General features: G+C 51.7%; 15 protein-coding genes and 2 tRNA genes. 11 read left to right on the top strand and 6 right to left on the bottom strand.

Features of this window, described 5'->3' with window-relative positions; all coding sequences use genetic code 11:
• Nucleotides 1-295 precede the first annotated feature (295 nt).
• Together CHB92_RS02625 and CHB92_RS02620 are read left to right on the top strand one after the other, a co-directional pair.
• Nucleotides 296-688 (top strand): (deoxy)nucleoside triphosphate pyrophosphohydrolase, encoded by a 393-nt coding sequence (locus CHB92_RS02625; protein WP_089317618.1) that lies wholly within the window; start codon nucleotides 296-298, stop codon nucleotides 686-688.
• Nucleotides 689-745: 57 nt separating this feature from the next.
• Nucleotides 746-2,137: a methyltransferase RsmF C-terminal domain-like protein gene (locus tag CHB92_RS02620; protein WP_089317617.1), complete on the top strand. Its 1,392-nt coding sequence runs from the start codon at nucleotides 746-748 to the stop codon at nucleotides 2,135-2,137.
• Between the two features lie 99 nt (nucleotides 2,138-2,236).
• On the opposite strand, the gene CHB92_RS02615 is transcribed toward CHB92_RS02620, so the two are convergent.
• From CHB92_RS02615 to pdxH, 4 genes are all read right to left on the bottom strand, one after another.
• Nucleotides 2,237-3,421, bottom strand: a complete 1,185-nt coding sequence (locus CHB92_RS02615) for a class I SAM-dependent rRNA methyltransferase (RefSeq protein WP_089317616.1) — start codon at nucleotides 3,419-3,421, stop codon at nucleotides 2,237-2,239.
• A 117-nt stretch (nucleotides 3,422-3,538) separates the two neighbouring features.
• On the bottom strand, nucleotides 3,539-4,120 hold the full coding sequence (locus tag CHB92_RS02610) for a Maf family nucleotide pyrophosphatase (protein ID WP_089317615.1): 582 nt from the start codon (nucleotides 4,118-4,120) through the stop codon (nucleotides 3,539-3,541).
• Nucleotides 4,086-5,384: a DUF1015 domain-containing protein gene (locus CHB92_RS02605; protein WP_089317614.1), complete on the bottom strand. Its 1,299-nt coding sequence runs from the start codon at nucleotides 5,382-5,384 to the stop codon at nucleotides 4,086-4,088. Before CHB92_RS02605 ends, CHB92_RS02610 begins: the two co-directional genes overlap by 35 nt.
• A gap of 51 nt (nucleotides 5,385-5,435) precedes the next feature.
• Entirely contained in the window at nucleotides 5,436-6,086 is a 651-nt protein-coding gene (gene pdxH / locus CHB92_RS02600) for a pyridoxamine 5'-phosphate oxidase (protein ID WP_089317613.1), read from the bottom strand.
• A 254-nt stretch (nucleotides 6,087-6,340) separates the two neighbouring features.
• On the opposite strand from pdxH, the gene CHB92_RS02595 reads away from it, so the two are divergent.
• The 5 genes from CHB92_RS02595 to CHB92_RS02575 all read left to right on the top strand — a co-directional run bounded on the left by CHB92_RS02595 (nucleotide 6,341) and on the right by CHB92_RS02575 (nucleotide 10,799).
• The gene (locus tag CHB92_RS02595) at nucleotides 6,341-6,910 is read left to right on the top strand and encodes a YqgE/AlgH family protein (RefSeq protein WP_089317612.1); all 570 of its coding nucleotides are present in this window, start codon (nucleotides 6,341-6,343) and stop codon (nucleotides 6,908-6,910) included.
• Nucleotides 6,911-6,937: 27 nt separating this feature from the next.
• Nucleotides 6,938-9,061, top strand: coding sequence for a DUF349 domain-containing protein (locus CHB92_RS02590; protein WP_245842254.1), 2,124 nt, complete (start codon nucleotides 6,938-6,940; stop codon nucleotides 9,059-9,061).
• A gap of 133 nt (nucleotides 9,062-9,194) precedes the next feature.
• A tRNA-Thr gene (locus CHB92_RS02585) sits at nucleotides 9,195-9,267 on the top strand.
• 60 nt (nucleotides 9,268-9,327) lie between these two features.
• Nucleotides 9,328-9,400 (top strand) — tRNA-Thr (locus tag CHB92_RS02580).
• Between the two features lie 232 nt (nucleotides 9,401-9,632).
• Entirely contained in the window at nucleotides 9,633-10,799 is a 1,167-nt protein-coding gene (locus CHB92_RS02575; RefSeq protein WP_089317610.1) for a hypothetical protein, read from the top strand.
• Here CHB92_RS02575 and CHB92_RS02570 read toward each other — a convergent pair.
• Nucleotides 10,789-11,841, bottom strand: a complete 1,053-nt coding sequence (locus CHB92_RS02570) for a two pore domain potassium channel family protein (protein ID WP_089317609.1) — start codon at nucleotides 11,839-11,841, stop codon at nucleotides 10,789-10,791. The two genes, CHB92_RS02575 and CHB92_RS02570, sit on opposite strands and share 11 nt — an antisense overlap.
• Nucleotides 11,842-11,943: 102 nt before the next feature.
• Between CHB92_RS02570 and CHB92_RS02565 the strand changes: the two genes are divergently transcribed.
• Entirely contained in the window at nucleotides 11,944-12,963 is a 1,020-nt protein-coding gene (locus CHB92_RS02565; RefSeq protein WP_089317608.1) for a metal-dependent hydrolase, read from the top strand.
• A gap of 36 nt (nucleotides 12,964-12,999) precedes the next feature.
• On the opposite strand, the gene CHB92_RS02560 is transcribed toward CHB92_RS02565, so the two are convergent.
• On the bottom strand, nucleotides 13,000-13,731 hold the full coding sequence (locus CHB92_RS02560) for a hypothetical protein (protein WP_089317607.1): 732 nt from the start codon (nucleotides 13,729-13,731) through the stop codon (nucleotides 13,000-13,002).
• A 180-nt stretch (nucleotides 13,732-13,911) separates the two neighbouring features.
• On the opposite strand from CHB92_RS02560, the gene CHB92_RS02555 reads away from it, so the two are divergent.
• From CHB92_RS02555 to gyrA, 3 genes are all read left to right on the top strand, one after another.
• Nucleotides 13,912-14,682, top strand: coding sequence for an SDR family oxidoreductase (locus CHB92_RS02555; protein WP_089317606.1), 771 nt, complete (start codon nucleotides 13,912-13,914; stop codon nucleotides 14,680-14,682).
• Between the two features lie 132 nt (nucleotides 14,683-14,814).
• A complete protein-coding gene (locus CHB92_RS25450) occupies nucleotides 14,815-15,060 on the top strand; it encodes a hypothetical protein (protein WP_144266261.1) in 246 nt (81 codons plus the stop codon).
• An 82-nt stretch (nucleotides 15,061-15,142) separates the two neighbouring features.
• On the top strand, nucleotides 15,143-17,692 hold the full coding sequence (gyrA, locus tag CHB92_RS02550) for a DNA gyrase subunit A (protein ID WP_089317605.1): 2,550 nt from the start codon (nucleotides 15,143-15,145) through the stop codon (nucleotides 17,690-17,692).
• Nucleotides 17,693-17,754: the final 62 nt, after the last annotated feature.

Here is a 17,754-nt window from a genome sequence, read left to right as displayed (position 1 = left end):
GAGAATCTTTGTAGTGTCACTATGTACATGTACTCCCGTTAGAGGGCGCAGGGTTACCGACTCAGTCATGTTATGTCTTCTTAGTGCCAAAGCGCATTAAAGCAGTACAATGCCTTGCCGAGTGCCTGCTAAGAGGCTGCCTGTTTTTAAGACTAAAACAGAAGTGAGGCGCGTTCCGCTGTTCAACTCTGACAGCTTTTCTTTTTGAAGAACCGAAAAAAAATATAAATTCACACAAGCATGCAGCCATCTAACGGCTGTAAAAAATCATCCCCCAAACCACTTGCTATCATCCATGATCAGAGTAACATGTGCTATTTTAGAGCAACATGGCCGGGTGCTCATTACACAGCGGAGTGAGGCCATGCGGGAACCCCTGCTCTGGGAGTTTCCTGGTGGTAAGCTAGAACCCGGCGAAAGTGAGCAGGAGTGCCTCCAACGGGAAGTCGAAGAAGAGCTGGGGCTGAAGATACTGCCGGTCACGCGTCTGACCCCTGTCGTGCACCACGCTTCGCATCAGTCGATTGAGCTAATCCCTTTTATTTGCAAGTACGAAGGCGGAATTGTGGCACTTACAGAGCATCGGGCCTATCAGTGGGCAGAGCTTCGGGAGTTGCGTGGCTACGATTGGTGTGCCCCGGATGTCCCCATTGTGGAAGAGTACCTGAACTTAAAGCAGTTGGAGTAAGGCCAGCGCCTGGTTGATCCTTTTACCTCTTCTTAATTTGCCGTACCTTTGCCAGGTATGGAACTTCCTATCTCCTTTACAGACCGCATGCAGCGGTTGCTGGGCCCCGAATACAAGGACTTTCTGGCGGCCCTGCAGCAGCCCTCACCGGTGAGTATTCGCCTAAACAAGGCAAAGTTCGCGGGGCAGCCTGCCCTTGTTCGAGTTCCCTGGGCTAGCCATGGCTATTACCTGCCCGAGCGCCCTTCTTTTACCCTGGATCCCCTTTTACACGCCGGTGCCTATTACGTGCAGGAGGCCAGCTCTATGTTTCTGGAACAAGCCCTGCGGCAGGCGGTAGACCTCGGGCAGCCTTTACAGGTACTCGATCTGTGCGGCGCCCCTGGAGGGAAGTCCACGCATATTGCCAGCCTTATTTCTAAAGAATCCCTCCTGGTCTCGAATGAGGTGATCCGTAGCCGTGCTAGCATCCTGGCTGAGAACATCATGAAGTGGGGGGCAGGGAATGTGCTGGTGACCAGCAACGATCCGCGGGATTTCGGAAAGCTTCCCAACTTCTTTGACGTGATGGTGGTGGATGCGCCCTGTAGTGGCGAGGGGATGTTCCGGAAAGACGTTCAGGCGATAAGCGAGTGGTCAGACGAAAACGTGAACCTGTGTGCCCAGCGCCAGCAGCGTATCCTGATGGACGTGTGGGAGGCCCTGAAGCCGGGCGGCGTGCTGGTGTACAGCACCTGTACCTGGAACGAGCAGGAGAACGAGCAGAACATCGCCTGGTTGGCGGATCAGGAACAGGCAGAAAGCATCCGGCTGAACCTGGAACCTGCGTGGGGAGCTGTGCCAACGGAGTTGAACGGGGTAGAAGGCTACCGCTTTTACCCGCATCGGGTACAGGGCGAAGGTTTCTTTATGGCAGTTGTGCGAAAGGCAGGTGCGTCAGGGGATACCCTCACAGGAAAGTCCAGAAAAAAGAAATACAAACTGAACAGAGCAGGGAAAAAGGAGCAGGCGCTGGTCCAGGACTGGCTGTTGGAACCGGACCGGTTCGAATGGGTGCAGCATGGGGACGTGATCTCCGCTTTACCCGCTCATCTTTTCGAAGCGGCCGACGAAGTTTACCAACAGCTGTACGTGGTATATGCCGGTATAGAAGTAGCCGAAGTAAAGGGGAAAAAGCTCAAGCCTTTGCAAGGACTGGCTTTATCGCAGCACCTCCATCGGGAGGCCTTTGCGAAAGAAGAGCTGTCTTTGGAGCAGGCCTTGCGTTACCTCCGGAAGGAGGACATCAGCGTAGGGGGGCAGGGCAGTAACTGGCTGTTGCTAACTTACCAGGACTTAGCGCTTGGCTGGGCCAAGCAAGTCGGCAACCGCCTGAATAACTATTACCCGAAAGAGTGGCGTATCCGGATGGAACTTCCGCAGGACTTACCTGAGCCGCTACTTTTGTAGCGTTCGCCGTATGAAAGAGCAAATAAGAAGGTCAGGACCAATGCAGTGATAAAAACAGCATCGGCCCTGACCTTTTTCTATTGCTTATCGCCCGGGCGACTACTCTACGAACAGTACCAGCCCTTTTAAGTACTCTCCTTCCGGATGGAAGATAGAGACGGGGTGATCGGCCGGTTGGGAGAGTTGATGCATGATCTTGATGTTACGACCCGCATCTATGGCTGCGGCCATCACAGTGCTGTTGAACAGGTAACGGTCCACTACCTGCGAGCAGGAGAAGGTAAACAGGATGCCTCCGGGCTTGATCTTTTTCATGGCCTCTGCATTCAGGCGCTTGTAGCCCATCAACGCGTTATGGCGCACCTTCTGGCTCTTCGCAAAAGCAGGAGGGTCCAGGATAATCACGTCATAGATATCCTCTTTGCCTTTCAGGAAATCAAAGGTATCCACGGCAAAAGCTTCATGCCGCTCCGGCGCCTGGCTCAGTTCCCCGTTCTTGACGGTTAGCTCGATTGCCTTTTTCGACACATCCACAGAGTGCACTTCTTTTGCCCCTGCATTTAGGGCATACACGGAGAAGCCCCCTGTATAACAGAAGGTATTCAGAACAGATTTGCCTTTTACGTAGCGAGCCAGGAGTTCCCGGTTTTCGCGCTGATCGATGAAGAAGCCCGTTTTCTGGCCGCTCTCCCAGTCCACAAAGAACTGGTTCTCATTTTCAGTCACCACCACACCCCCAGACGAAGCGCCGTAGAGATAGCCATTCTCCACCTCGATAGGGCGCTTGAGCGGGAGCGACTCTGCGCTCTTGTCGTAGACAGCCTTCAGCCTTTTGCCGTATATTTCTTGCAGGGCGCGGGCGATGTGCTCCCGAATGAGATACATGCCGACGGAGTGTGTTTGTACAACAGCAGTGTCTTTGTATACATCCACTATGAGGCCCGGCACACCATCACCTTCCGCATAAACCAGGCGGTAGACATCCGTATGCGGGTTCTCAATCAAGCCCAGGCGCTGACGGTAAGCGTAAGCTTTTTCCACTTTGCTTTTCCAGAAAGCGTAATCCGGCTCCACCTGCTCGAACGAGAAAATACGAACCGCGATAGAGCCGGGTGCGAAATGCCCCATGCCCAGAAACTCGCGCTTGCTCGAATACACTTCTACGATCTCTCCCTCTTCCGGCTCTCCGTCTGCTTTACGGATTGCACCAGAGAAAACCCAAGGGTGCTGGCGTTGTAGAGAGTGCTCTTTGCCAGGGGCTAAGTATAATTTGATGTAAGACATTGCTGTTACTAGATGTTCGCTTGTTTGTTGTCAGAGTCAAACAAGACCCTGTGCAACAACAAAGGTACGTATTTAGGAGCGTATAGGAACACAGGGAAAACTTTTAACAGCGCGGCTTTATACCTGTACGATGCCTAAGTCCACCAATTTAGCATAAAGCTTTTGTACCGGCAGCCCCACAACGTTAAAGTAGGAGCCCTCTATGCGCTCGATCCCCACCATGCCGATCCACTCCTGTATCCCATAGGCCCCGGCTTTATCGAAAGGTTGGTAGTGGGTGATGTAGTAGTCTGTTTCGGCGGGAGCCAGCTTCCTGAAATAGACTTTAGTGACATCGTGAAAAACAGTTTTTTGCTCTTTCGTTAGCACGCAGACCCCGGTAATGACTTCATGCGCCCTGCCAGAGAGAGACTGCAGCATGTGGCTAGCTTCCGTGTAATCGGCCGGCTTGTTGAGCACAAAGTCATCCAGGCACACAATTGTGTCGGCAGTTATCAGCGCTTCTTCCTGCAGGTCCTCTTGGTAAGCGTCTGCTTTATGGGACGCCAAGAATTCCGCCACTTCGGCTTTTCGCAGGTGCGGCGGAAACTCCTCGTGCACCTCTTTCACTTTTATGTCGAAGGAGAGCCCGAGTCCGGCCAGCAGTTCTTTGCGGCGCGGGGAGTTAGAGGCAAGCAGCAGCGGCCGTGATAAATTCATCTTCTTTAATAGAGCTAAATAGAAAACCACAAATTACTTTCGGGTAAAAGAAAGTTGACTTCTGAGGCATAATGGCTCCACTGTAACATACTTTCTTCACCTGTTCCATCGATACATCATTCGTAATGAGCGCCAGCCGTGCTTTGCCGGCGTCTACTTTACTGATGCAGGCCGTGAAATTCCTTTCATACGTCAGGCCCGGGTGAGAGCGCTGTGCCTGCCGGTAAATACCGAGTATCTTCTCAAAGATAAAATAGTGCATCACCGTCAGGTCGAGCTCTTTTACCTCCTTCGGGAAGTTCCAGTCGATCTGCTGGTGCACCTCAGGCTTTAACCGCAGTTTGTAGGCGTTTCCGTCCAGGTAGAGGCCAAAGGCCCACTGTTTCCCGACAATCACCTCATTCAGCTCGTATGGGTCTTCCTTTGGCGTTACCACAAAATACTCCCGCAGCCTGTCCAGAAACTCCTCATCCGTCATCGGGATGTCAGCCAGGAGGCGGTGCGTCGGCAGAATGCGCAGGTCGTCGTGCTCGGTGTTGGTGAGGTACATGAGGTGGTAATTGTAGGGCTCGTAACCGGTGTGCTCCGGGTTCCGGGCCCTCATTTTTTTTCGGTAAGCCAGGGAGCCCTCGTAGCGGTGGTGACCGTCAGCCAGCAGTACCTGCTTATCCTGCAGGGTGTCCAGGAAGAGTTTGATCACCTCGTGGTCGTGTATCACGGCCAGCACATCGCGCACGCCCTGGTAGTCCTCCGTCTCGTAGATAGGCGTTTTGATGCTCTCATCCATGTAGGGCTCCAGCCGAAAGGCGGTATCGGTATACAGGCCGTGTGTCGGACTGGCGTTTAGTTGGGTCTGCTCCAACAACTCAATGCGATCATTCACGGCACTGGGGATGGTGTTCTCGTGGCGCAACAGCACTCCTTCCTTCCAGTCGTAGGCCTTGATATTGCAGATAAACCCTTTCCGGCAATACTCCTTATCGCTGCCGGAAAGGCGGAAGTACTGATAATAAACATAGATACCAGGCAACGGGTCCTGCGCAATAACTCCTTCCTCTTTCCAGGTCTCCAGCAAGCGGGCCGCCGTCTCTGCCGGATATTCCCCCAGGGGCACGGAGAGGTGAATGCTGTTTACCGGGTTGCGGTATAAAGCTTCCCGCTGTTTGGTGGTGACCACATCAAAAAGGGGACTCGTAAGGTTTTCGATGTTCTGGTCGAGGGTGTGGTTGTAACGCCAGGCCCGTAAGGGTAGTATCTCTGCCATTCGTGTGTGTTTGTATAGAACGTGGTTCCGTTGCTCGCCTTTTTGCTGTACTTAGGGTGCCAGCCGCTTGATTTCCCAGTTGCTGCCTTCCAACTCATAGACAATCCGGTCGTGCAGCCGGTTAGGGCGGCCCTGCCAGAACTCCACCCGTTCAGGCTGTAGCTGGAAACCTCCCCAGTGGTCCGGGCGCGGCACTTCGGGCATTTCGGCAAACTTCTGAGTGAAGGCCCTGTCTGCCTCTTCCAGCACCTGTCGGCCAGGGATCACCTGGCTTTGAGGGGAAGCCCAGGCCCCGATCTGGTTGCCTTTAGGCCGGCTGTGGAAGTAGCTGTCCGATACTTCCGGGGCTACTTTCACCACTGTTCCCTCTATCCGCACCTGCCGCTCCAGGGCTGGCCAAAAAAACGTGATCGAGGCGAAAGGGTTTTGAGAAAGCTCCCGGCCTTTACGGCTTTGGTAGTTCGTAAAAAAGGTAAAGCCGTCCTTGGACACGTCTTTTAGTAGCACCACGCGGGCCGAAGGCCTCCCTGCCGCGTTAACAGTAGATAGCACCAAGGCAGTGGGTTCCTCTACTTCTGCTGTAATGGCTTCCTGTAGCCACACTTTAAACTGCTCCACAGGTGCATTGGCCACAGAGTCTTCTGTTAGCTCTTGTTTTGAGTACGATTTGCGTATATCCGCAATATTATGTGTCAGCGCCATATTCTGAGGGTTTGGTCAAAATTATAAAATTATCAGCTGCAGATAAATTTATTTACGACCCAACCTCTTTGGACGAACACAGTAGACAGAGGGCAAAACAACCTGAAGCGATAGCCTCTATAGATTTAGAAGAGCCACTCTGTGCTACAAGTGGCTTTGCTTTGCGTAAGAAGTATAAAACAATTAAATTAAGGGAAACAGGGGTAATTGCGTCCACAAGCTGTTTGCCTTACATTTTAAGTGAAGGAAGATTGATGGAAGAAAACAAGGTGATTAAACCGCAGAACGGAAGCCTGCTGATATCCGAGCCGTTTATGGGAGATGCAAACTTTGAACGCAGCGTCGTGCTGCTTTGCAGTCATAATGAGGAGGAGGGTTCCTTTGGGCTGGTACTGAATAAGCCCTCTAACTTAAAGCTCTCCGACGTGGTAGACGTGTACAACGAGTCTTTTGACGTGGAGTTGGGGGTAGGAGGCCCTGTGCAGTATAATACCCTGCATTATGTACACCGCCTGGCGGATTTGCCAGAGGCGGTGCAGTTGGGAGAAGGGCTTTACTGGGGCGGCGACTTTGAGTTACTCCGCACCATGATAGGGGCAGGGCTGGTGGAAGCAGGGGACATTAAGTTCTTCCTGGGCTACTCTGGTTGGACTGCCGGCCAGCTACAGGAGGAAATTGATAAAAATGTTTGGATAGTTAATAATGAAGCTGCAAATAAATTATTTAATTTAGACGCAGATACCCTCTGGCGCAGCGTTTTGCGCGAAATGGGTGGAAAGTTCAAGGTGCTATCGAACTACCCCGTAGATCCGCGCCTGAACTAGCGTAAAGAACACGCGAAGCAATAAATCGTGGATATAACAAACGACAACGAACGTATGGACACTACCGGAGCTGAGGCTAACAAACCAGAGAACAAGGCTGCTGATCAGGAAAAGGAGCAGGCAGCCGCGCCGCAGAGTATGAATGAACCCAATGCGGCTGAAACAGGAACACGTACACCTGAAGAAGAACAGGCAGGGGTTCCCAAAGAAGAACAACCAGAAGTACAGCCGAATCTGACCACAGAGGAAGAGAGTGCCAGGACAGAGGGCATCACAGAGGCTTTTGTAGAAGCAAATACGAATGTAACAGATCCGGGGGAAGGACTAGAGACAGCTGCCCCTTCTGACCAGAGACAGGATACTCCTGTGCCCCCAGCCACGCAAAGCGCTGGAAGCCCCACAGCTAGCCAGGAGCATGAGGACGAAGAAGAGGACGAGGACACCACTGATTACAGCCAGTTGTCGATGGCAGAACTGCGTCAGCACCTGAGCAGCACGCTGAAAGGGGCTGATGCTATTAAGAAGCACCGCACCATCAACGAACTGTACCGCCAGTATGATGTCAAGTTCCAGGCGGAGCGCTCAGAGGCCTTAGACAGGTTTAAGCAGGAGGGAGGCACGGAGGAAGACTTCGACTACCATACCAGTCAGGAGCACCAGGACCTGGAGAAGTTACTGACTGCCTACCGCGATGCACGCCACCAACAGCGCCAGAACGTAGAGGAGCAGCGCCAGCGCAACCTGGAGCGCAAGCAACAGTTGCTGGACCAGCTGCGCCAACTGGTAGAGTCTGCCGAAACAAAAAACAGTGGCGATGAAGTGAAGAAACTGCAGGCAGAGTGGAAGGCCATTGGGCCGGTGCCGGCAGGAGAAGCGCAGGAACTGTGGGACTCTTACCATGCCCTGCTGGACATCTTCTACAACAACCGCAGCATGTTCTTCGAAATGAAGGAACTAGACCGCAAGCGGAACCTGGATGCCAAGTTGCAACTGATAGACCGTGCGGAGGCCCTGCAGCAGGAAGAAAGCATTAACAAGGCATTGCAGGAGCTGCGCCACCTTCACGAAGAGTGGAAGAACATTGGCCCGGTACCCAACGAGCAGCGCGACCCGATTTGGGAGCGGTTTATCCAGGCCTCCGAGAAAGTGCATGAGCGCCGCCGTGCGTACCACCAGGAGCGCAATACCCGTGAAACAGAGAACCTGACTAAAAAGCGGGCTTTGCTGGAACAACTACAGCCCTATGCCACTTTTAATACCGACCGGATTAACGAGTGGCGCGACAAGACCGACGAGATCCAGAAACTGAAGGAAGAGTGGGATGCTGCCGGCTTAGTGCCGAAGGAGTTTGCTGAAGAAGTGAACAAGACCTTCTGGAGCAACTACAAGGCCTTTTTCCAGCATAAAAACCAGTTCTTTAAAGCACTGGACGAGCAGAAAATGCAGAACCTGCGCCTGAAGACGGAGTTGTGTGAAGAAGCCGAAAGCCTGAAAGACAGCACCGACTGGAACGCAACGAAGGAGAAGCTGATACAGCTCCAGAAAAAGTGGAAGACCATTGGCCGCGTGCCCGACAAGCATTCCGACAAGATCTGGCAGCGCTTCCGGGCAGCCTGTAATGCTTTCTTTGACCGTAAACAGGAAAATGAGCAGAACCGCAGCGCAGAGCTCGAAAGGCTTTCGGCAGAGAAACTGGCTTTGTGCGATAAGATAGCAGATAAGCTCTCGGACCCAAAGGCACTTACCACAGTGGATGAATACCATACGTTTGTCACCCAGTGGGGAGCCACGGACAAAGGGAAACGTACCAGCCCTAAAGCAGAAGACAAGTTCATTGCCCTGATGGAGCGGTACCTGGAACGCATACCGGAGCTAGGTCCTGAGGAACGCAGCGAAATGCTTGTGAAACTGCAGGTAGACCGTATCAAGCACAGCCCTGATGCCGGACACAAGTTGCACCAGCGCGAGCAGGGCATCCGCCGTGAAATTGCCCAGTTGCAGAACGACATTCAGACCCTGCGCACAAACATCGAGTTTTTTGGCCGATCCAAGAACGCAGACAAGCTGCGCGAGGAGTACGAGGGACGCATTGCAGAGGCACAAAAGCGTATCGACCAGCTAAACCACCAACTCCAAGCATTCAGAGCGTAAATTTTTCCCGCTGATCGTCAAATGCTTATCAAAAAGTGCAGAAAAAAGTTTTGGCAGCATTTGCATGGAAGAGTTCTTGGGCCTACTTTTGCAACGCTTTAGAACAATAAAGCAGCACAAAAAGAAAGGTTAAGCCTCCTTAGCTCAGCTGGTAGAGCAACTGACTTGTAATCAGTAGGTCGCTGGTTCGATCCCGGCAGGGGGCTCAACACAAAAGAAGCAGCTGTTTGTACTTCAACTGCTTCTTTCTTAAACATAAAGTACAAGCCTCCTTAGCTCAGCTGGTAGAGCAACTGACTTGTAATCAGTAGGTCGCTGGTTCGATCCCGGCAGGGGGCTCTTCCTGGAAAACCACTTACACCGATAAAAGGCGTAAGTGGTTTTTTGCTTTTAGATCCTTTACAACAAGGCTCCGCTTAGCTTAACAGGCAGAAGCGATCTCCTATACACCATATATGCTTTTGGTCTTAAATGGCTTTAGAAAGACAGTGCAGATAAGCAAGAGCCGTGTTATTTTTCCATATTTTTAAGATAATCGCGTAATTGCGGCACGATTAGCTAACCCACAACTATGCAACTGATAGAGGTAAACACACCCGAACTGGCCCAGGACTTTTTAATGGTGCAAGTCAGGCTGTATAAAAAAGACCCGAATTATATCCGCCCTTTAGACAAAGACATCGATAATGTATTTGACCCGAAGAAGAACAAGCTGCTGCGCAATGGCGAGGCGATCCGCTGGATTGTAAAAGATGACAAGGGTAATCTGATCGGACGTGTGGCGGCCTTTATCAATAAAAAGACAGCGAACACTTACGAGCAGCCTACCGGCGGCATGGGCTTTTTTGACTGTGTCAACGATCAGCAGGCGGCGAACCTGCTGTTAGATGCCTGCCGCGACTGGTTGAAGGAGCGGGGCATGGAGGCCATGGACGGCCCGGTTAACCTGGGAGAGCGGGACCGGTGGTGGGGGCTGTTAGTGGACGGGTTTCACCAACCCACCTACTGCATGAACTATAATTACCCTTATTACAGCGAACTTCTGGAGAACTACGGCTTTCAGGTTTACTTTTATCAGTATACCTATTACCGTACTGTACACGATTCGCTGCCTCCTTCGATACAGGAAAAGGCACAACGCGTGCTGGGTGACCCCCGCTACAGTTTCAGGCACCTGGATAAAAGCAACCTGGGCAAGTATACCGAAGACTTCCGGCAGGTGTACAACAAAGGATGGGCGAAGCATGAAGGGGTAAAGGAAATGAGCGAGGCACAGGCTGCCGGCATCATGAAAACCCTGAAACCGATACTGGACGAGCGCATCATGTGGTTCGCGTATTTTGAGGAGGAACCTGTAGGCTTTTTCATTGCCATTCCGGAGCTAAATAAACTCTTCAAGTATGTGAACGGAAAGATGGACGTGTGGGGCAAGCTGAAGTTTGTGTACCATCGCTGGCGCGGTGCGGGCTCTTCTATGTACGGGATCGTGTTTGGCATCACGCCAGAACATCAGGCCAAAGGAGTAGAGGCCGCCATGATCTCAGCAGCAGGGGATTTTATCATCGGAAACCCGAAAATCCCTTACTATGACATACAGATGAACTGGATCGGGGACTTTAACCCAAAGATGATGAAGGTGGCAGAGCAGATCGGCTCCCGCATTTATAAGACGCATGCCACTTACCGTTACCTGTTCGACAGGACCAAGGAGTTTAAGCGCATGCCGATCATTCGTTAGCAAAGGCATTCGGAAGGTAAAAGTTCTTTTCCAGAACAGGAGCCGATATTTCATCCCAATACCACCCGTTGTTTTCAATCATGGCCTTTAGGGTCTTCCGCCGGTAATTGAGCTGCTTTATCTGGTTCATGTCCGGGTCGAGCAAATAGAGGCCTTGCTTTTCCTGCAGTTCGTCCACCTTCATAGGTGGTACTGAGTCTATGTCATCCGGATCGATAAACGTAGACGTAAGGGAGCTCAGGAAAGAGGTTAGCGCCATGCGCAGTGGAAACAGATACTGTGCCCCCGGTCTTTGTTCCTCGGGGATGTACAATAGCAGGAGGCTGACTGCCTCGTCCAGTATGGCCAGGTTGGGGAGTAAGGCCGTTTCCTTGTCGTTGTTGTGAAAGTAGTGCAGCACCGGGTAAGCGTAATGCATTTGCCCCTGCAGGGCAATTGTTTCTGCCAGATTACTGAACTGTGTCTCCAGCATTTTAAAGTCCTCGCCGTTCCAGTTATTCAGCAGCATGGCCTGCGGGCTGTGGCCAATAGAGGCAATACGTATGCTAAGGGCTCTGCGCTGTGTTACAGCCGAAAGAACCGGTACCATGTACGAGATAGCTATGGTAATGGCGATCAGGCCGGAGAAGGAAATAAAAGCGGTATAAATTAAAAAGGCATTAGTGCCCGCTTTAAAGTCCCCGTTACCCATGGTAGAGAGGTTATAACCGGCAAAGTAAATGCGTTCATACACATTGGCCGGTAAACCTGTTTCTGAACTTACCACGGCCTCTTTATCCGATAAAAAAATAAGGGTGTTCCCGGCCCATAGTAACATTACCCAGGTGACCAGGATGCTTAAAACAATCAGGATACCCGAAGCGCCTAATACTCTCCGGTTGTTTACGAGCTTGCAGATGCTAAACAGGATATTCCACACCGTTGCAGTTACAGTGCCGCTTATTGGACCAGCGCCACGGGGGGCAAAAGTGGTGTAAATAAGATCAAAGGAGGAAACAAGCACTAGCAGGATTCCTCCAATCAGGTATAATAACTCATCCATTTATGATTGGGTGCTTTATTAGGCTGGATTTGAACGCTGTAATTTTATACTTATGCTTTCTGCTAGGGGTTGCCGGCCTATAGCAGGTTTACATTTGCTTACATGGATTCGTTGACTCAAATAGTGCTGGGCGCCTCTGTTGGGGAGGCTGTTGCAGGAAAGAAATTAGGAAATAAAGCTTTGCTATGGGGAGCCATCGCGGGTACTGTTCCGGACCTGGATGTGCTGCTGAGTCCCTGGCTGGACACGGTGCAGGAGCTTTCCTTTCATCGGTCTGTTACCCACTCGTTTTTGTTTGCCCTGCTAGTGTCTCCCTTACTGGCCTGGCTGCTGCGTCGCTTTTACAAAAGAGAACAAGCTACTTTCCGGGACTGGACCTTGCTCTTTTTCCTGGGCTTTACTACGCATGCCCTCCTCGATAGCTGCACAACCTGGGGAACACAGTTGCTCTGGCCCTTCACCGATTACGGCATTGCTTTCTACAATATTTTTGTAGTAGACCCACTGTACACGGTCCCTTTCCTGGTTTTCGTGACAGCCGCCGCTTTTTACCCACGGCACAAGCCCATCCGGCGGTACCTGAACTATGCGGGCCTGGGCATCAGCTCTGCTTACCTGCTTTTCTCTTTTATTGCGAAGGCTTCCGCTAATGAGGTCTTTGAGAAAGCACTACAGGAACAGGACATTAGCTACAGCTCCTATATCAGCAAGCCTACGCCGCTTAACACCCTTTTCTGGGCGATTACCGTGAAAAGCGAAGAAGGCTTTTACCATGGCTTTTATTCTTTGCTGGACGCTGACGAGCAGATAAGCTATACCTTTGAGCCACAGCAGGCGTACTTGTTAGCCCCGTACCGGGGCAGTGAAAAGCTGGAGCGCCTGCTGGAGATCAGCAAGGGGTACTATGCGGTGCGTGAGGCAGCGGAAGGAGGCGTGCTGGTCAACGACCTGCGCTTTGGCATGTACGATGGGTGGCGCGAGGAGGGGGGGCAGTACGTATTTGTGTACCACGTGTGGCAGAACGAGCAGGGAGAGTTGGAGGTAGAAGAAATAAATAACCGGCCTAAGGTAGACCAGGCTTACCTGCTGGATTATTGGGACCGAATAAGAGGCCTAAAGTAAAAAAGGCGCCAGACGGCGCCTTTACAGTTTGGGGGCTTATAAGCTTTCGTAATAGGCCAGCACCTTTGCCCACCCTTCTGCCGTGCCAGCATCTATGTTTTCGCTATCCATAAAGGCTTCCAATTGCTTTTTCTTATCCGGCAGTGCTTTTAGCAGGTTCTTTTTATTTAGCCGTACTTTTTCGATACCAGTCCCCGGCCCTAAAAGGTAAATCTCCTCCCTGTCCTGGAACTCGTCGAACCGGCGGTTAGAGGAATAGCCTCCTTTAAAGTCGGCCTTCACAAACCTCTTTTCCGGCACCTTCACCAACTGCACTTTGGGTCCATCGTAAAGGGCCAGCACCAGCTTCAGGCCCAGGTTCCTGTCCTCGGTGCCCAGGGCGTGGTAGCGCTTAAAAAGGTAGTTCTGGTGCGTCAGGCTGTCTTGTAACTCCAGGCGCTCGATCAGCGCCGCACTGAGTTCGTAAGGCTCTCCCTTCTGGTTCTTGTAGAGCACCATGTTGTCATAGACATTGTACTTCACCTCCACGTCTTTGTATACCATGTTATTCATGGTGACGGACGCTTTACCCCATTCTTTCTTAAAGTAGGGGCTACCCTTTACGCCGGCATACCTGGTGTCGAACACGCGCACCGGAGAGGCCTTGTTGCCGCTACCCAGGTCACGCAGGTTTTGTTCAGCGTCTGCACCGGTCGGAATCGGCACACTTTGGGCCAGGATGATTTGGGTGGTTAAAGCAAGGGGGAATAGCAGCAACAGCTTTTTCATGGCTAGTGAGGGTTTAAAAGGAAATGAAAGAGCTTGTCCAGAAAGCCCTCTTAGTGCAATTTAAAAATATCAGCTATAAATCCACAGGTAAAGAAGCAAATTTCTAATAGCAGGCTACTGGGGCAGGATTATTGGTTGTTTTTGTTTTTCTTCATGTGCCAAACATAAACATAGAGCTATATGTCACAAAAAAGATGGTCGCTGGCGGGTAAAAAAGCCGTGGTGACAGGAGGGTCCAAAGGAATAGGAGAAGCTATTGTACAAGAATTTATCGGGCTGGGGGCCGAGGTGCTGGCAGTGGCACGGAAAGAGGAAGATTTGCAGCGCCTGGCAGAGCAGTATCCGGACGGCTTGCACACCCTGTCAGCAGATGTGAGCACGGTTGCCGGGAGGGAGGCCATCGCAGCCAGGGTAAGCGATACCTGGGGAGCGCTGGATATCTTGGTGAATAACGCGGGTACCAACATACGCAAGCCTACGGCTCAGTACAGCGACGAGGAGTACGACTTTATCATGAGCACTAACCTTCGCTCCGCTTTCGACTTAAACAAGGCCCTTTACCCCCTGCTGCAGCAGTCAGCGCAAGGAAACGTGGTGCACGTGACCTCGGTGGCCGGCCTGACGCATGTGCGTACCGGTAGTATCTACGGCATGACCAAGGCTGCCCTAACGCAGCTTACCCGCAACCTGGCCGCAGAGTGGGCGCAGGACGGGATTCGGGTAAACGCAGTAGCTCCCTGGTACATCAGCACCCCGCTGGCTCAGACAGTCCTGCAGAGTCAGGAGTTTTATGACAATGTGGTTAGCAGAACCCCCATGCGGCAGGTAGGAAAGCCGGAGGACGTGGCAGGCGCAGTAGCCTTTTTGTGCATGCCCGCCGCCGCGTATGTTACCGGGCAAACCCTGGCCGTGGACGGTGGTTTTACCATCAATGGTTTTCATCCCCTTTAATTTGCTTTTCTGAACTAAATTGATTAGTAAGAACAGGGGGGAATACTGGTTTTTTTTGCAAAAAATGCTTACTTTTGTATGATATGGATTTGAGAGCCGAGAACAAAATCGCGCTTTCTTAAACCTTTGAACATGGCTACAAACCGACTGCTTTTTTTACTCGTTTTCGCACTTCTTTCTGTTTCCATTATTTCCTGTAAACCCGCTTGCCCGATTGCTTCCTGCCAGGTGCGCATGGTGCATCCGCACGGCGGTGGGCAGGAGTTCCGGGGACAACCGTTCTGGAAGAAGCAAAACCCGAAGATGGGAGAGAAGCTTCCGAAGGTGTCGAAAGAGACCTCTCCGAAGACCAACGATAAGAGTAAAAATAAGAATTAAGCTATATAGCCTTAAGGCAATTTTGAGTAACTTGCCTTTTAATTACATAAAGACCCTTTTTTATTTTATTTAGACCTTAATCATGATAGAAGGCGAACGAATAATACCGATCAACATTGAAGACGAGATGCGCGGTGCGTATATCGACTACTCAATGTCTGTTATCATTTCAAGAGCCTTACCCGATGTGCGAGACGGCCTGAAGCCAGTACACCGCCGTGTACTGTACGGTATGTCCGAACTGGGGGTATCTTATAACAAAGCCTATAAAAAATCGGCTAGAATTGTAGGAGAGGTGCTGGGTAAGTATCACCCGCACGGTGACTCTTCTGTATACGAAACCATGGTGCGTATGGCCCAGGAGTGGTCTTTACGTTACCCTTTGGTAGACGGACAAGGAAATTACGGCTCCATCGACGGCGACTCGCCGGCGGCCATGCGTTATACCGAGGCGCGCCTGAAGCGTATTGCCGACGAACTGCTGGCAGACCTGGACAAGAACACGGTGGACTTTGTGCCCAACTTCGACGACTCGTTGAAGGAGCCAAGCGTAATGCCCGCCAAGCTGCCTAACCTGCTGGTAAACGGTACTTCCGGCATTGCGGTAGGTATGGCTACCAATATGGCACCGCATAACCTGACGGAAGTGGTGAATGGCATTGTCGCTTATATCGACAACAGGGACATCACCATTGCGGAACTGATGGAGCACATTACAGCTCCGGACTTTCCGACAGGCGGTATCATTCACGGGTACGATGGCGTGCGCTCGGCTTTCGAGACAGGTCGTGGTCGCGTGCTGATGCGTGCCCGCGCTGATTTCGAGACTAGCCCAACCGGCAAAGAGCAGATCATCGTGACGGAGATCCCTTACATGGTGAACAAGGCCTCCCTGATCGAGAAAACGGCTGCCCTGATAAACGAGAAGAAAATCGAAGGTATCGCTGACCTGCGCGACGAGTCGGACCGTGATGGCCTGCGCATTGTGTATGACCTGAAGCGTGACGCCATCCCGAACGTGGTGCTGAACAACCTCTACAAGTACACGCAGCTGCAGTCTTCGTTTGGTGTGAACAACGTGGCCCTGGTGAAGGGACGCCCGATGACGCTGAACCTGAAGGAGCTGATCCAGTACTTTGTGGAGCATCGCCACGAAGTGGTCGTGCGCAGAACGCAGTACGAACTGGATGAGGCGAAGAAACGCGCGCATATCCTGGAAGGCTTGCTGATCGCGCTGGATAACCTGGACGAGGTAATCAACCTGATCCGTTCATCCCGCGACCCGGAAATTGCCCGCAATGGCTTAATGGAGCGCTTTGGTTTGTCAGAAATTCAGGCCCGCGCCATTCTGGACATGCGTCTGCAGCGCCTTACCGGCCTGGAGCGTGATAAAATCCAGCAGGAGTACCAGGAGATCATGCAGCTGATCGATCATCTGACTTCTATCCTGAACGACGAGGGGCTGCGCATGCAGATTATTAAAGATGAGCTGACCGAAATCAAAGACCGTTACGGCGATGTACGCCGTACGAGCATAGAGGCCAGCAGCGGCGACATCTCTTACGAAGACATGATCCCGGAAGAGAACATGGTGATTACCATCTCGCACGAAGGCTATATCAAACGTACACCGCTTACCGAGTACCGTAGCCAGAGCCGTGGTGGGGTTGGTTCCCGTGGGGTAGCTGCTTCAAAGGAAAATGACTTTACGGAGCACCTGTTCATTGCCAACACGCACCACCACATGCTGTTCTTCACAGAGTTTGGTCGTGTGTTTTGGCTGAAGGTGTATGAGTTGCCGGAAGGAGGGAAGACCGCCAAAGGACGCGCCATTCAGAACCTGATCCAGATTGAGAAGGAAGACAAGGTGCGAGCCGTGTTGAACGTGCATGACCTAAAGAACCAGGATTACGTACTGAACCACAACCTGGTGTTTATCACAGAGCAGGGTACCATCAAGAAGACGGTGCTGGAGGCTTACTCCCGTCCGAGAACAAATGGTATCAATGCGATCTCCATTAATGATGGCGACCGCTTGCTGGATGTGCAGTTAACCAATGGTAGCAGTGAGATTGTTATTGCCCTGGAGTCTGGCAGAGCCATTCGTTTCAACGAAGAGCAAGTACGCTCGATGGGACGTAACGCAGCCGGTGTGCGTGCCGTAACCTTAGCCGGACCGGAAGACAAGGTGATTGGTATGGTTTGTGTTGAAGATGATAGCACGGACCTTTTGGTGGTATCTGAAAATGGCTTCGGGAAACGCTCCCTTTTAGAGGAGTACCGCATCACGAACCGTGGTGGTAAAGGTGTGAAAGCCATGAACATAACAGATAAAACCGGTAAGCTGATCGCAATAAAAGGCGTGATCGACACCGACGATCTGATGATTATCAACCGCTCGGGCATCACCATCAGGCTGCGGGTAAATGACCTGCGGGTAATCGGACGAGCCACACAAGGGGTGCGTTTGATCAAACTGAATGAGGGCGATCAGATCTCCTCTGTTGCGAAAGTGGAAATGGAAAACGAGGATGAAGTGGTAGAGGCCGTGCTGGAGCAGTCTGAGCCAAGGCCGGAAGACACCCTTCAACCAGACGTGATGGTGGACCCTGAGAAAGAGGAAGAAGTTTAAAAATCAAAGGCATCGAACTTATTATCACAGTATAAACGTTAAGCAAACAATCACAAACCATT

It is taken from the genome of Pontibacter ummariensis, from assembly GCF_900188175.1.
In the GTDB taxonomy this organism is placed as follows: domain Bacteria; phylum Bacteroidota; class Bacteroidia; order Cytophagales; family Hymenobacteraceae; genus Pontibacter; species Pontibacter ummariensis.
The sequence above is the reverse complement of the archived record's forward strand: the minus strand, read 5'-3'. Positions and strand labels throughout refer to the sequence as shown.

Bases quoted from the DNA above. Each gene is read 5' to 3' on its own strand.
- CHB92_RS02625 (WP_089317618.1), top strand. From the start codon at position 296: ATGATCAGAGTAACATGTGCTATTTTAGAGCAACATGGCCGGGTGCTC.
- CHB92_RS02620 (WP_089317617.1), top strand. From the start codon at position 746: ATGGAACTTCCTATCTCCTTTACAGACCGCATGCAGCGGTTGCTGGGC.
- CHB92_RS02615 (WP_089317616.1), bottom strand. From the start codon at position 3,421: ATGTCTTACATCAAATTATACTTAGCCCCTGGCAAAGAGCACTCTCTA.
- CHB92_RS02610 (WP_089317615.1), bottom strand. From the start codon at position 4,120: ATGAATTTATCACGGCCGCTGCTGCTTGCCTCTAACTCCCCGCGCCGC.
- CHB92_RS02605 (WP_089317614.1), bottom strand. From the start codon at position 5,384: ATGGCAGAGATACTACCCTTACGGGCCTGGCGTTACAACCACACCCTC.
- pdxH (WP_089317613.1), bottom strand. From the start codon at position 6,086: ATGGCGCTGACACATAATATTGCGGATATACGCAAATCGTACTCAAAA.
- CHB92_RS02595 (WP_089317612.1), top strand. From the start codon at position 6,341: ATGGAAGAAAACAAGGTGATTAAACCGCAGAACGGAAGCCTGCTGATA.
- CHB92_RS02575 (WP_089317610.1), top strand. From the start codon at position 9,633: ATGCAACTGATAGAGGTAAACACACCCGAACTGGCCCAGGACTTTTTA.
- CHB92_RS02570 (WP_089317609.1), bottom strand. From the start codon at position 11,841: ATGGATGAGTTATTATACCTGATTGGAGGAATCCTGCTAGTGCTTGTT.
- CHB92_RS02565 (WP_089317608.1), top strand. From the start codon at position 11,944: ATGGATTCGTTGACTCAAATAGTGCTGGGCGCCTCTGTTGGGGAGGCT.
- CHB92_RS02560 (WP_089317607.1), bottom strand. From the start codon at position 13,731: ATGAAAAAGCTGTTGCTGCTATTCCCCCTTGCTTTAACCACCCAAATC.
- CHB92_RS02555 (WP_089317606.1), top strand. From the start codon at position 13,912: ATGTCACAAAAAAGATGGTCGCTGGCGGGTAAAAAAGCCGTGGTGACA.
- CHB92_RS25450 (WP_144266261.1), top strand. From the start codon at position 14,815: ATGGCTACAAACCGACTGCTTTTTTTACTCGTTTTCGCACTTCTTTCT.
- gyrA (WP_089317605.1), top strand. From the start codon at position 15,143: ATGATAGAAGGCGAACGAATAATACCGATCAACATTGAAGACGAGATG.